Genomic DNA, 13,242 nt, shown 5'->3' with positions numbered 1-13,242 from the left:
CCCAAGCGCCCCGCCCCGTGGTGTCGCCGGGCCCGCCGGCCCGCTCAGCCCTGAGGCGCGACGACCTCGTCCGGCTTGACGAGCGCGCCGGCGAAGTCGTCCGCGTCGAACGGGCGCAGGTCCTCGAGGGCCTCGCCGATGCCGATGAGCTTGACCGGGATGGAGAGCTCCTGGGCGATCGCGATGGCGATGCCGCCCTTCGCGCTGCCGTCGAGCTTCGTCAGCACGATGCCGGAGACGGGCGCGACCTTGGAGAACTCGGCGGCCTGCCGCAGGCCGTTCTGACCCGTGGTGGCGTCGACGGTGAGGAGGATCTCGTGGGGGGCGCCCGGCATGAGCTTCTCGACGACGCGGCGCACCTTCGAGAGCTCCTCCATGAGCGGGAGCTGCGTGTGCAGGCGGCCGGCCGTGTCGACGATGACGACGTCGGCCCCGGACTCCCGGCCTCGGCGGACGGCCTCGTAGGCCACGGACGCCGGGTCCGTGTTGGGCTTGCCCGTGACGACCTCGACGCCGGCGCGGGTGCCCCAGATCTGCAGTTGCTCGACGGCCGCGGCGCGGAACGTGTCGGCCGCGCCGAGGACGACGCGCTGGCCGAGCTCGTGGGTCAGGACGTGGGCGAGCTTGCCGATCGAGGTGGTCTTGCCCGTGCCGTTGATGCCGCAGACCATGATCACCGTGGGACCGTGGCGCAGGTCGATCCGCGGGTCGCCGGCGGGCTTGGCGGCCGCCGCCAGCAGCTCGGCCAGCCGCGCCTGCAGGGCCTGTGGGTCCGTGACGCCGCCCGTGGTGGCCTCCGTCTCGAGCCGGCCGACGATCTCCGCCGTGGCCTTCGCCCCGACGTCGGCCATGATCAGCGCCTCCTCCAGGCGCTCCCAGGTCTCCTCGTCGAGCGTGTCGAAGAGGGTCTGCGTCAGCTCCGCGCCCAGCGCCTCGCGGGTCTTCTTGAGGTTCTGGCGTAGGCGCTTGAAGAAGCGGCCCCGCTTCTCGGGCTGCTCCTCCTGGCTCGCGACGGCGGCCCGGGCCCGCTCCTCGTCGACGGTGAAGAGATCGGTCCACTCGCGCGCCATCCCTCCGAGGGTAGCGAGCGACCGGGGCTCGTCAGCCCACGCCACCCAGCCCGGGCAGCGGCTCCGCCCGGGTCGCGGACTGATCCAGCCGGCGCGAGACGACCTTCGACACCCCGTCGCCACCCATCGACACGCCGTAGAGGGCGTCGGCGACGTCCATCGTGCGCTTCTGGTGCGTGACGACGATGAACTGCGCGCGGTCGCGGTAGCGACGCAGGAGCTGCAGGAAGCGGTCGATGTTGAGGTCGTCGAGCGCGGCCTCGACCTCGTCGAGCACGTAGAACGGGCTGGGCTTGGCGAGGAAGACGGAGAAGAGGAACGCGATCGCGGTCATCGTCTTCTCGCCGCCGGACATGAGGGTCAGGCGCTTCATCTGCTTGCCCGCCGGGGTGATCTCGATCTCGACGCCGAGGTCCTCGTCCTCCCCCGTCCCCGCGCCCTCGGCGTCGTCGAGGGCGGCGTCGGAGGGCTCCCCGCCGTCCTCCGTGTCGCCCGCCTGCGCGTCGTCGGATTCGCGCACCAGCCGCAGGCGGCCGCGTCCACCGGGAAAGACGTGCTCGGCGAGCTCCTCGAAGTTGCGGGCGCACGCCGTGAAGGTCTGCTCGAACGTCTCGCGGATCTGGCGGTCCGTGTCCCGCACGAACGCCCGCAGCTCGCGCAGCGCGGTCTCGAGGTCGGTGCGCTGCGTCTCGAGGGTCTCGACGTGCTCGCGAGCCTCGTCGTACGCCTCCGTCGCCAGGGGGTTCACGGGCCCGAGCTGCTCGCGCCGGCGCGTGAGCTTGGCGATGCGGTCGCGCAGGCCCTGCACCGTCTCGGGGTCCAGGGCGTCCTCGGCCGGCTCCGCGGGCAGGCCCAGCCGCTCGGCCAGCGTGCCGAGCTCGACGAGGATCTCGGCCTCCTGGTCCTTCGCGCGCTGGAACGCGACCTCGGCGGTGGTCAGGCGCTCGCCCGTGCGACGCAGCGCCGTGGCGAGCTCCGCCTCGCGCCCGGCGCAGGAGCGCAGGCGGCCGGCGACGTCGTCGCCCGCGGCGCGGTCCTCCTGCACCGCGCGCTCCAGGGCGGCGGCGCGCTCGCGCACGACGCGCAGCGCCTCGAGCAGCAGCTCCGTGATCCGCTCGCCGGTGGGCACGACGGCCTCGTCGGCGCGCAGCGCCTCCTCGAGGCCGGCCACCCGGGCCGCGCGCTCGGCGCGCTCACGGGTCAGGCGCTCGGCGGTGCGGCGCTCGGCCTGCAGCTCGCCGACGATCTGGGCGCGACGGACAGCGGCCGGACCCTCGTCCGGGGCGAGCTGGCGGCGCTGGACGGCGCGCACCGCGTCGCGCACGGCCTCCTCCGCGTCGACGACGCCGCGTCGGGCCTCGCGCGCCGCCTGCTCCGCCGACTCGCGCTCGCGGTCGACGGCGGCCAGCTCGCCGCGGAGCGCCTCGACGGCCTGGACCGCGGCGTGCTCGGCGCGCGCGGCCTGCTCGCTCTCGGCCACCAGCCGGTCGCGCCGGTTGCGCTCGGCGAGGACCCGTTCCTCGCCGCCCTGCGGGCTGCGCTGCAGCTCCCCCGCGCCCACGCGCCAGACGAGGCCGTCGACGGTGACGAGCGTGCCCGTGAACCCGACCGGGACGGCGTCGGGCAGCGCGTCGACGAGCCACGCGTCGGCCAGGGCACGGCGGGCGATCGCCACCGCCCGCCCGTCGCCGGAGACGTGGGGACCGAGCGGCTCGGCCCCCGGATCGGGCCGCCCGTCGGCGTCCGCGGCGGCTCCGTCGGCCGTCGCCGCGTCGGAGTCGGCCAGCAGGACGCGCAGGCCGTCGCGCCCGGCCTGGCCCAGCAGCTCCCGCGCGCCCGCGGGGTCGTCGGCCACGGCGGCGCCCAGGCGGCCGTCGAGGGCCGCGGCGACGGCCAGCTCGTAGCCGTCGTCGACCCGCAGCCCGTCGCTCAGGGCGACCGCCTGCAGGGCTCCCCCGCGCCCTCGGCCGCCACGGCCCGCCGCCAGCCCGCCCGCGCCGCGGAGGAACTGGTTGGCGGCGGCCAGCTGGGCGCCGACGGTGGCGGCCTCCCGTCGCGCGCGTTCCACGGCCTGGTCGAGCTCACGCCGACGGGCGCGGACCTCCTCGGCGCGCCGCTCCGTGGCGGCCCCGGCGTCCCGAACCTCCTGCGCGGCGGCCTGGGCGGCGGCGAGCTCGCGCTCGGCGGCCTCGCGGGCCTCCTGCAGCACGGCGACCTCGCGCTCCAGCGTCTCCTGGCGCTCCTGGTCGAGGCGCTCCATCTCCGCCTCGAGCGCCGCGATCCGCGACGCACCGACCTCGTCGGGGCGGTCCGCGGCCGCGGCGGCCTCGAGCTCGCCGAGGGCCTCGCGGCGGCGCTCGATCCGCTCGGCCAGCGCCTGCCGCCGGTCCGAGACCCGCTCGACCCGCAGCTCGATCCGCTCGGCGGAGGACGCCACCCGGCGGGCCCGGGACGACAGCCGGTCGCGCCGCTGCGCCTGCTGCGCCAGCGCCTCTTCGGCCTCTCGTCGCTCGGCCACGACGGCGTCGAGCCCTGCCTGCAGCGCGGCCTGCTCCGCGCGGGCCGCCGTCGACTCGGCAGCGGCCGCGGCGAGCTGGGCGCGGCGCTCACGCAGACCATCCCGCACGAGCTCCCAGCGGGCCTCGACCGTCTGACGCTCCAGGCGCTCGTGGAGCTCGGCCGCCTCGGCCTGGCGCTTCAGCGGGCCGAGCTGCTTGCGGGCCTCCTGCTCCACCAACAGCGCCTGGTCGAGGTTCCCGCGGGTGCGGTCGAGCTTGAGCTGGGCGCGACGCCGGCGCTTGCGGTGCTTGCCCAGGCCGGCGGCCTCCTCGATCAGGAGCCGCCGGTCCTTCGGCTTCGACGTGACGATCGCCTCGACGCGCCCCTGCGAGATGACGGAGTGCGCCTCCTTGCCCAACCCGGTGTCCGAGAGGACCTCCTGCACGTCGGTCAGGCGCGCTTTGGCGCCGTTGAGCCGGTAGCCGCCCTCGCCGGAGCGCTCGAGCCGGCGGACCACGGAGATCTCGCCGACGGGCAGATCGACGGTGCCGTCGCTGTTGTCCAGGACGAGCTCGACCTCGGCCGCGTTGCGCGCCGCGACCCCGCGGCCGCCGCCGAAGATGACGTCCTGCATGGACTGGCCGCGGATCGCGAGCGGCTTCTGCTCGCCCAGCGCCCAGAGGATCGCGTCGGTGACGTTGCTCTTGCCCGAGCCGTTCGGGCCGACGACGACCGACACGCCCGGATCGAACTCGAGCCGGGTGCGGTCGGGGAAGGACTTGAAGCCCTTCAACGTGACCGACTTGAGGTGCATCGCTCAGTCGCCGGCGCCGAGGGAGGTGAGCGCCTCCCGCGCGGCCTCCTGCTCGGCCAGCTTCTTCGACCGCCCGCGGCCCGCGCCGACCGCCTGCTCGTCGACGAGCGCCTCGACGACGAAGGTGCGGTCGTGCGGCGAGCCGATCTCGTCCGTCACCCGGTAGGCCACGGTCTGACCGCGGGCCATGAGCCACTCCTGCAGCCGGCTCTTGCTGTCCGCGGGGTGGTCGAGGGCGTCGCCCAGCTCGGGGGCGAACGCGGCGACCACGGCCTCGGCGGTGCGCTCGTAGCCGTACTCGAGGTAGCAGGCGCCGATGATCGCCTCGCACACCGACGCGAGCACGCGCTCCGTGCGCGTGAGCTCGGAGACCCGGCGGCGGAGGTTGTCCGGCGCGGTCTCCGCCATCCGGCGCGGGACCTCGAGCCGCTCCGCCACGCGGCGGCACGGGTCCGCCGAGACGGTGCCCGCCCGGACCTCCGTCAACCGACCGGCGCCGAAGCGCTCCGCGTCGAGGGTCCGGAAGAGGTGCGTCGAGATCGCGAGCTCGAGGACGCTGTCGCCGAGGAAGGCGAGGCGCTCGTAGGAGTCTGAGCGGCGCGACGTCCACGACGCGTGGCTGAGCACGGGCCGCCGCGCGGACTCCGGGAGCCCGTCGAGGAGGTCGCGCAGCGCGCGGGTGGAGACGTCGTCCGACACCCGCGCCTCTACGCGCCTGCCGGCAGGTGACGCAGGACGCAGTCCGCGGCCTCACCCACCGTCGTGATGCGCGACGCCTCGTCGTCCGGGAGCTTGACCCCGTGGGAGTCGTCGAGCTCCTGTACGAGCGTGAAGAGGTCCAGCGAGTCGGCCTCGAGGTCCTCCTTCAGGCGGGTGTCCTCGCCGATCGCGTCGGCGTCCACCTCGAGCTCGTCGGCCAGGTGGCGCCGCACGATGTCCAGTACCTCGTCGCGCGTCATGGCCCGGAGACGCTACTCGCTGGGGCGGTCGGCGCCCGGGCCGACCGGCGCGGGGACGGCGGCGGTCGGGGGGCGCCGCAGTGCGCCGGCGGCCTCGAGGTCCCCGTGGATGAGGTCGGTGACCCGCCGGTCGTGCCCCTGGGCCGCCAGCTCGATCGCCCGGGCGAACCCCGTGCGCGAGAACCGGCCGTGCGGCACGACGCCGAGGCTGCGTAGCCCCAGCAGATAGGCCCCGCCGGACCCCTCCGGGTCGATGGAGGCCTTGAAGCGGTTGAGCGCCGGGCGCAGCAGCAGCCCGCCGAGCATCGCCATCGGGTTGGACATCGCCGCCTGCTTCACGCCGGAGACGACGGACTGCGAGACGCCCTCCATGAGCTTGAGGGCGACGTTGCCGGTGAACCCGTCCGTGACCACGACATCGGCGACGCCGGCCGTGATGTCGGTGCCCTCGACGTTGCCGATGAACTCGACGTACTCGTTGTCCTGCAGCCGCGCCCGCAGGAGCGCGTGGACCTCGACGACGTCGGGCGTGCCCTTCGTCGGCTCCTCGCCGTTCGACAGCAGTGCGACGCGCGGGCGCTCGATGCCGAGCACGGTGCGCGCGAGCGCGGCGCCCATGAACCCGAACTGCACGAGGTGGTCCGGGCGGGCCTCGACGTTCGCGCCGACGTCGACGAGCGTGACCGGGCGGCCCAGCGTCGGGATCGGCAGGGCGAGGGCCGGGCGGTGGATGCCCCGGGCGCGACGCACGTGCACGAGCCCCGCCGCGAGGGCGGGGCCGGTCGCGCCGGCCACCACGAACGTGTCGGCCTCGCCCGTGGAGACGGAGCGGACGGCCTGGACGATCGAGGCGTCGGGGTTGCCACGGACGGCGAGCGCCGGGTCCGGGGCCTTGGCGATGGAGAGCGGGGCGTCGACGACCTCGATGCCCGCCACGCCGTCGACGACGGGCAGGAGCTCCGAGGCTGGACCGAAGAGGCGGACGCGGACATCGCCGCGACGGACGGCGAGGAGCGCGCCCTGCGCGACCTCGGCCGGTCCGAGGTCCGCCCCGGTCGTGTCGACCGCGACGGTGACGGTCATGCGAGGAGACGGCCGGCGTGACGCCGGCCGCGGGGTCCTAGAAGTCGAGCGAGCTCTTCGGTGCGACGACGACGCGGCCGTCGTAGTAGCCGCAGGTGCCGCATACCCGGTGCGGGATGCGCGGGCTGTGGCACTGCGGGCACTCGTTGACCGTGGGTCGGGCAGCCTTGTGCTGCGCCCGGCGCTTGGCGGTGCGCGCGTGGGACTGGCGTTGCTTCGGTACGGCCATAAGACGAGTGACGATACGGGAAACCGCCCGGCCGCGTCGGCCGGTCTACGGTCCCTGCAGGAGGTTCCCGTCCTCGTCGAAGCGGATGCTCGCCAGCGCCGACATCCGCGGGTCGGGCTTCGGGTCGTGCGTGTGGTCCGGGTCGTCGTTGAGGTGCGCGCCGCACTCGGGGCACAGCCCGCGGCAGTCCTCCTTGCAGAGCACGCGCACGGGGAGCGAGAAGACGAAGGAGTCGTTCGTCCAGCGGGCGAGGTCGAGGTCGTCGCCGGCGACGTACTCCGAGTCGAACTGCTCCTCGGGGTCGCGCTTCTTCTGCTCGAGCTCGCGGACGTCCACGCTCACGGGGCTCGTCGTATCGGCCAGGCAGCGCATGCACGGCCCGTGGATGCTGGTGTCGAAGCGCAGCTGCAGGGCGTAGCCGCCGCCGAGCATCCGCGAGATGTCGAGGCGGACCTCCTGCGTCGGGGGGTCCGGGACGTACCCCTGCTCGCTCAGGCGGACCGCGTCCAGCTTGACGGGGAGGTCCAAGCGGCGCCCCTCGCCGGGGCCCATGCGCAGCCCGGAGAGGTCGATCAGGTCGGTGGGCTCCATGGCTCCATGGTACTCCGGGCGGCTTGGGGACCCGACCGTCAGGCGGGTCGCAGCTCGCGCTTGAGCACCTTGCCGGTGGCGTTGCGCGGCAGCTCGTCCACGAACGCGACCTCACGCGGCGCCTTGAAGCCAGCGAGCGAGGCGGAGACGCGCCGTCGCAGCTCGTCCTCCGCCAGTCCTGCGCCGGGGTGCAGGACCACGACGGCCTTCAGGACCTCGCCCCAGCGCGGGTCGGGGATGCCGAAGACGGCGACCTCGCGGACCTCGGGCATGTCGGCCACGAGGTCCTCGACCTCGCGCGGGAACACGTTCTCGCCGCCCGAGACGATCATGTCGTCGTCGCGGCCGTCCACGAACAGCCGGCCGTGGGCGTCGACGTGTCCCACGTCACCGGTGGAGAGCAGGCCGTCGATGGCGTCCTTGCCGCCCCCGCCCGTGTAGCCGTCGAACCGCATGTCGTTGCCGACGAAGATGCGTCCCACCTCGCCGGGGCGGGTGACCACGCGGCCGTGCTCGTCGTAGAGCCGCACCGTCGTGCCACGCGGGGCCTTCCCGGCCGTGCCCGGCGCGGCCCGCAGGTCCTCGGGGGTCGCGATGGTCGCCCAGCCGACCTCGGTGGAGCCGTAGAGGTTGTAGACGACGTCGCCCAGGCGGTCCATCGCCCGGATCGCGAGCTCCCCGGGGAGCGCGGAGCCCGACAGCGCGACGATCCGCAGGCTCGAGAGGTCGTGGCGGGCGAGGGTCTCGTCCGGCAGCTCGAGGATCCGCTGCAGCATCACGGGGACGAGGGGCAGCACCTGGCAGCCGTGCCGCTCCACGGCCTGCAAGGTGCCCTCGGGCGTGAAGCGCCGGCGGAGCACGAGGGTGGAGCCGAGCGCGAAGCCCAGGGTGAAGTGCAGGTACCCCCACGAGTGGAACATGGGCGCCGCGAGCATCGTCCGCTCCTCGGACCGCAGCGGCATCCGGGACAGGATCTGCGCGGCGGGCGCGAGGGACCGGGGCTGCTGGCGGGCCGCGCCCTTCGGCGTGCCCGTCGTGCCCGACGTGAGGATGATCATCCGCCCCTTCTCGGCGGGCGGGTCCAGCGAGGAGCGGTCGCCGCGGGCGATCAGGGCCTCGGCCTCCGGCGCCGCTCCGACGGCGGCGGGCGCCGACGGGTCCGCGGGGTCGGCCCACACCACGTGGCGCAGCCCGAGGGGGAGGTCGCCGTCGCGGAGCAGCGGGGCGAACTCGGCGTCGTAGACCGCGGCGACCGGCGCCTCGCGCTCGAGCACGTCGCGGATCTGCGGGCCGCTGAACATCGTGTTGAGCAGCAGCTGGTGCGCGCCGAGCTTGCTGGCCGCGACGATCGTCTCGACGAACCCGCGGTGGTTGCGGCACATGATCGCCAGGACGTCGCCCTGCCGCACCCCCATCGCCCGCAGCTCGTGGGCCAGCGCGTTGCTGCGCTCGTGCACCTGCGCGAAGGTCAGCTCGCCCTCGTCGTCGACGAGGGCCACGGCGTGCGGCCGGCGCGCCGCGTTCATCGTGTAGCCGGCGGCCGGGGTGGGGCCGAAGGCGCGCAGGCCCTTCAGGACCTCGGCCACGACGGCCGGCCGCATGGGGCCGACGATGCCCGCCCCGACCAGCTGGCGCAGGAGGAACGCGCCGTCCCCCGCCTGTGTCGCGACCCGCTCGATCGGCCCTCGGAGCTCCATGGCGCGATCCTACCCCGAGTACGGACTCGGTGACAGGGGCGTCACGTATCTGCCGGAGGGCGGTGGGCGCGTGGTCGCGCGCCGCCCGGGAGCTGGGTCACCGGGTCCTGCGACCGGGAGGGCGCGGGGGCGCCGTCCCGGGGAAGCGTCTAGCGCTCCGCGCCCTCGAGCTCCGCGTCGTCCTTGCCCTGCAGGCGCTCGCGCCCGCGGCGGACGGCCGCGATGAACTTCATAAGGTTGACCTCGAGGGTGTTCAGGATCTCGTCGGCGTAGTCCTCGGCGCCCAGGCGGATCTCCCGCTCGCGGGCCCGTGCCTCGTCGACGATGTCGTCCGCCTCGCGCTCGGCGAGCTTGACGACCTCCTGCTCGGACACGAGCTCGACCTGCTGCTCCTTGCCCTCCTTGATGATCCGCTCGGCCTCCCGCTTGGCCTCCGCGAGCATCTCCTGCCGCTCCTTCACGATCCAGCGCGCCTGCTTGATCTCTTCCGGGATCGTCGCGCGCATCTGGTCGAGGATGTCGAAGATCTCCTCGCGGTCAACGCGTACCTGGTCCGTGAGCGGGACCGGCTTCGCGTTGTGCACGAGGTCGTCGAGTTTGTCGATGAGGACCAGAACGTCCATGGCACACTTCCGTTTCGCGGTCGACCGGCGAAGTCCTTCCCCGCCGGGGGAATCCGCGTAGGGCGGAGATCGAGGGGCTTGAACTCCACATCCTGCCCTATCCGGGGCGGGGAACCAATCGCGGGGCCCCGTCCTGCAAGACGGCGCCCACGCGTCGCGCGGTCGACCGGGTCGCCGCGGAGCGCCCGCAGGGGTCCCGAGAGGCCCGGGCCGGGCCGCTCCGGGCCCGACCGGGACGCCCGAACGCCTAGGTGTCGTCGCGGGCGCGCGGCACCCGCTCGGCCAGCATCGCGGCCACGGGCGCGGGCACCAGCTCGTCGATGCGGCCCTCGAAGCGGGCCAGCTCCTTCACCCAACTGGAGGAGAGGAACGCGAAGCGCGGGCTGGCCATGACGAAGACCGACTCGATCTCCGGCGCCTGCTGACGGTTGAGGTGCCCCATCTCGAGCTCGTACTCGAAGTCGGAGATCTGGCGCAGGCCCTTCACGATCGCCTGGGCGCCGATGCGCCGCGCGTAGGCGACGACGAGCTCGTAGAACGGCTCGACGCGGACGTTGTGGACACCGGCCTCGGCGAGCGCGTCGCGGATGAAGGTCAGGCGCTCGTCGATCGTGAACAGCGCCTTGCTCTTGCGCGCGGACTGGTTCACGACGGCGACCACGACCTCGTCGAAGAGGCCGGCGGCGCGCTTGATGATGTCGAGGTGCCCGTTCGTGACCGGGTCGTAGCTCCCCGGCACCACGGCGATGCGTTTGTCGTCGGCTGGGCTCATGGGCGATGGATGCGGATCAGGGTGTCCCCGTAGCGGCGTTCGTCCGCATCACCGAGGTCCGGGATCGCCAGCGCATGACGGTCGGACTCCGTCACCACCCTCGCCCCCTCCCCCAGCAGCGGCCGCAGCACCGGCCCGAGCCCCGGGGTCAACCGGGGCCAGTCGCGGTACGGCGGGTCGAGCAAGACGAGATCGTATGCATCGCCGCGCCGGGTTGCGTCCCGGAGGTGACGGGTGTGGTCCCCCGCCACGATCGTCGCCCGCTCGCGGCCCATCCCGAGGGTCTCGACGTTGCGCCGCAGGGCCTGCAGCGCCCGACGGTCCCGCTCCACGAACGTCGCGTGCGCCGCGCCGCGCGACAGCGCCTCGAGCCCGAGCGCGCCGGTGCCGGCGAAGAGGTCGAGCACGCGCGCGTCGTCCAGCGGGCCGAGGATGGAGAACAGCGCCTCGCGGACCCGGTCGCTCGTGGGGCGGGTGTCCTCGCCCGGCGGCGCCACCAGCCGCCGGCCGCGGTGCTCCCCGGCGACGATCCTCATGCGGGGATCGCCTCGAGGTCGTCCTGCGCCCGCAGGCGCTCCAGGAGCGCGTCGCGCAGCGGGGCGTGGACGGGGTGCTCGAGATCCGGGTCCTCGCGGTGCAGCTCCTCGGCCACGTCACGTGCCCGCAGCAGCAGGTCCGCGTCGTCGGGCAGCCGGGCGGTCGCGAAGCGGGCGACGCCGGACTGCCGGGTGCCCAGCAGCTCGCCTTCGCCGCGCAGCTGCAGGTCGACCTCGGAGAGCGCGAACCCGTCCGTGTGCGCGGCCAGCGCCCGCAGCCGCGCGGTGCTCTTGGGCCCGAACAGCAGGCAGGTCGACGCGTTGCCGCCCCGGCCGACGCGGCCGCGGAGCTGGTGCAGCTGCGAGATGCCGAAGCGTTCGGCGTTCTCGATCAGCATCACCGTCGCGTTCGGGACGTCGATCCCGACCTCGATGACCGTCGTGGCGACCAGGACGTCGGCGGCGCCGGCGGCGAAGCGCTCCATCACCGCCTGCTTCTCCGCCGGGCGCATCTGGCCGTGGAGCAGCTCGACCCGCAGCTCCTTGAGCTCGCCCGTGGAGAGCCGCTCGTGCTCCGCGACGGCCGACCGCGCGTCGAGCGCCTCGGAGTCGTCGACGAGGGGGCAGACGACGAACGCCTGCCGGCCCTTGCCGACCTCCTCGCGGATCCGCTCGTAGGCCCGCGCGCGCTCGCGGTCGCTGGCGCAGACGTACGTCGAGATCGGCTTGCGGCCCGCCGGGAGCTGGCGCAGGGCCACGACGTCGAGGTCGCCGTAGGCGAGCAGCGCCATCGTGCGCGGGATCGGCGTGGCCGTCATGTGCAACAGGTGCGGCGCGTGGCCGACGGGCGCCTTGCGGTCCAGAGCGCTGCGCTGGCGGACGCCGAAGCGGTGCTGCTCGTCGACCACCGCGACGGCGAGGGAGCGGAAGACGACGGGGTCCTCGATGAGCGCGTGGGTGCCGACCAGCAGGGGGAGCTCGCCCGATGCGAGGCGCGCCAGCAGGGTGCGGCGGCGCGACGCGGACGTCGAGCCCGTGAGCAGCTCGACGGGGACGAGGACGTCGCCCAGGAGCTTCTGCAGGGTGCGAAAGTGCTGCTCGGCCAGGGTCTCCGTCGGCGCCATGAGCGCGGCCTGGTGACCGCACTCCACGGCGCGGAGCATCGCGTGCAGCGCGACGACGGTCTTGCCCGAGCCGACCTCGCCCATCAGGAGCCGCTGCAGCGGCTCCGTGCCCGCGAGCGCGCGGGCGTTCGTCGCGACGGCCTTCTCCTGGTCCCCCGTGAGCCGGAAGGGCAGCGCCTCGGCGACCCAGCGGTCCGTCAGGCCGGTCGGACCGTCGAGCGCGGTGGCCGGGCGGCCCTTGCCGTGCAGCCGGCGGCGGCGGAGGTAGTCGAGCTGGCCCAGCAGCAGCTCGTCGAACGCGAGCCGGCGGCGACCCGCCTCGTGGTCCCCGAGGTGCGCGGCGCGCAGGGCGTCGACGCGGGCGGGCAGGCGCTGGCGGGCCCGGAGCCGAGCCGGCAGCGGGTCGACGGCCTCGTGGAGGTCGTCCTGCAGGTCGCGCACGCGGGCGAGGATCTCGATCGACGTCAGCCCGTCCGTGGCGGGGTAGCGCGCCATGGACGGGCCGTCGTACGCGGTCTCCTCCTCGCCGCCTCCGTCGCCGTCGGCCGCCCCGTCGGGGTCGGGGCCGTCGGGGACCACGCCGTCCTCGAGCCGCGGGGCGGGCTCGGGGAGCGGGTCACTGCTCGGGGCGTGCGCGGCGACGGAGAACCGGCCGGGGCCCTTCGAGGTGCCGCTGATGAGCAGGCGCGTGCCGGGCGGGTAGCGCTCGAGCAGCCAGGGCTGGTTGAAGAAGGCGATCCGCAGCACGCCCGAACCGTCCGTCACGAGCGCCTCGACGAGCGGGCGCATGCCGCGCCGGTGGACGGGGCGGCTCGCGATCCGCTGGACCTGGACCAGCAGCGTGGTCCGCTCGTCCTGGCGCAGGCCGCCGATCGTGCCGACGCGGCCGCTCTCGACGGGCAGGTGCTGCAGCAGACCGCCGACGGTGTCGATGCCCAGCGCGCCCGCGGCCTTCAGGGCCTTCTTGCCGGAGAACCCGCTCGCGCGCTCCCAGCGGGAGGGCCGCGGGGTGCGGACGGGAGCCGCGCGCAGGGCCGCGGTGTCGAGGGGCTCAGCCGTCGCGAACGCGCGGGCGGCGGGGCCGTCGGGGGCGGCCGGCGGGGCGCCCGTCCCGGGGCCGTCCGCCACGGCCGGCGGGACGACGCCCTCGAGGGCCTCGGGCCCCGCTCCGGGCGGGTGCGTCTGGGGTGCGTCGGCGACCACGGTCAGCGATCGTCCCGGACGGACCGGATGGGACGCCTTCGG

12 protein-coding genes are annotated in these 13,242 nt (G+C 74.7%); all 12 read right to left on the bottom strand.

Annotated elements, in window-relative coordinates:
• Window positions 1-44: 44 nt before the first annotated feature.
• The 12 genes from ftsY to F593_RS23715 all read right to left on the bottom strand — a co-directional run bounded on the left by ftsY (window position 45) and on the right by F593_RS23715 (window position 13,200).
• Window positions 45-1,070, bottom strand: a complete 1,026-nt coding sequence (gene ftsY / locus F593_RS0108965; protein WP_022928421.1) for a signal recognition particle-docking protein FtsY — start codon at window positions 1,068-1,070, stop codon at window positions 45-47.
• A 31-nt stretch (window positions 1,071-1,101) separates the two neighbouring features.
• Entirely contained in the window at window positions 1,102-4,383 is a 3,282-nt protein-coding gene (locus F593_RS23725) for a chromosome segregation SMC family protein (RefSeq protein ID WP_022928420.1), read from the bottom strand.
• 3 nt (window positions 4,384-4,386) lie between these two features.
• The gene (locus tag F593_RS0108955) at window positions 4,387-5,082 is read right to left on the bottom strand and encodes a ribonuclease III family protein (RefSeq protein WP_022928419.1); all 696 of its coding nucleotides are present in this window, start codon (window positions 5,080-5,082) and stop codon (window positions 4,387-4,389) included.
• 8 nt (window positions 5,083-5,090) lie between these two features.
• Window positions 5,091-5,342, bottom strand: a complete 252-nt coding sequence (locus F593_RS0108950; protein ID WP_022928418.1) for an acyl carrier protein — start codon at window positions 5,340-5,342, stop codon at window positions 5,091-5,093.
• A gap of 12 nt (window positions 5,343-5,354) precedes the next feature.
• On the bottom strand, window positions 5,355-6,425 hold the full coding sequence (locus tag F593_RS23720; protein ID WP_022928417.1) for a phosphate acyltransferase: 1,071 nt from the start codon (window positions 6,423-6,425) through the stop codon (window positions 5,355-5,357).
• Window positions 6,426-6,462: 37 nt separating this feature from the next.
• A complete protein-coding gene (rpmF, locus tag F593_RS0108940) occupies window positions 6,463-6,654 on the bottom strand; it encodes a 50S ribosomal protein L32 (protein WP_022928416.1) in 192 nt (63 codons plus the stop codon).
• A gap of 45 nt (window positions 6,655-6,699) precedes the next feature.
• Window positions 6,700-7,245, bottom strand: a complete 546-nt coding sequence (locus F593_RS0108935) for a YceD family protein (RefSeq protein WP_022928415.1) — start codon at window positions 7,243-7,245, stop codon at window positions 6,700-6,702.
• Window positions 7,246-7,283: 38 nt separating this feature from the next.
• Window positions 7,284-8,942, bottom strand: coding sequence for an AMP-binding protein (locus F593_RS0108930; protein ID WP_022928414.1), 1,659 nt, complete (start codon window positions 8,940-8,942; stop codon window positions 7,284-7,286).
• Between the two features lie 149 nt (window positions 8,943-9,091).
• Complete coding sequence (locus tag F593_RS0108925) at window positions 9,092-9,565, bottom strand: hypothetical protein (protein WP_022928413.1); 474 nt, start codon at window positions 9,563-9,565, stop codon at window positions 9,092-9,094.
• Window positions 9,566-9,812: 247 nt separating this feature from the next.
• Complete coding sequence (coaD, locus tag F593_RS0108920) at window positions 9,813-10,337, bottom strand: pantetheine-phosphate adenylyltransferase (RefSeq protein WP_028721549.1); 525 nt, start codon at window positions 10,335-10,337, stop codon at window positions 9,813-9,815.
• On the bottom strand, window positions 10,334-10,873 hold the full coding sequence (gene rsmD / locus F593_RS0108915) for a 16S rRNA (guanine(966)-N(2))-methyltransferase RsmD (protein ID WP_022928411.1): 540 nt from the start codon (window positions 10,871-10,873) through the stop codon (window positions 10,334-10,336). The genes coaD and rsmD overlap by 4 nt, the downstream gene beginning before the upstream one ends.
• Entirely contained in the window at window positions 10,870-13,200 is a 2,331-nt protein-coding gene (locus tag F593_RS23715) for an ATP-dependent DNA helicase RecG (protein WP_022928410.1), read from the bottom strand. The genes rsmD and F593_RS23715 overlap by 4 nt, the downstream gene beginning before the upstream one ends.
• Window positions 13,201-13,242 lie beyond the last annotated feature (42 nt).

This window comes from Patulibacter americanus DSM 16676 (assembly GCF_000420025.1).
GTDB classification, from domain to species: Bacteria; Actinomycetota; Thermoleophilia; order Solirubrobacterales; family Solirubrobacteraceae; genus Patulibacter; species Patulibacter americanus.
The sequence above is the reverse complement of the archived record's forward strand: the minus strand, read 5'-3'. Positions and strand labels throughout refer to the sequence as shown.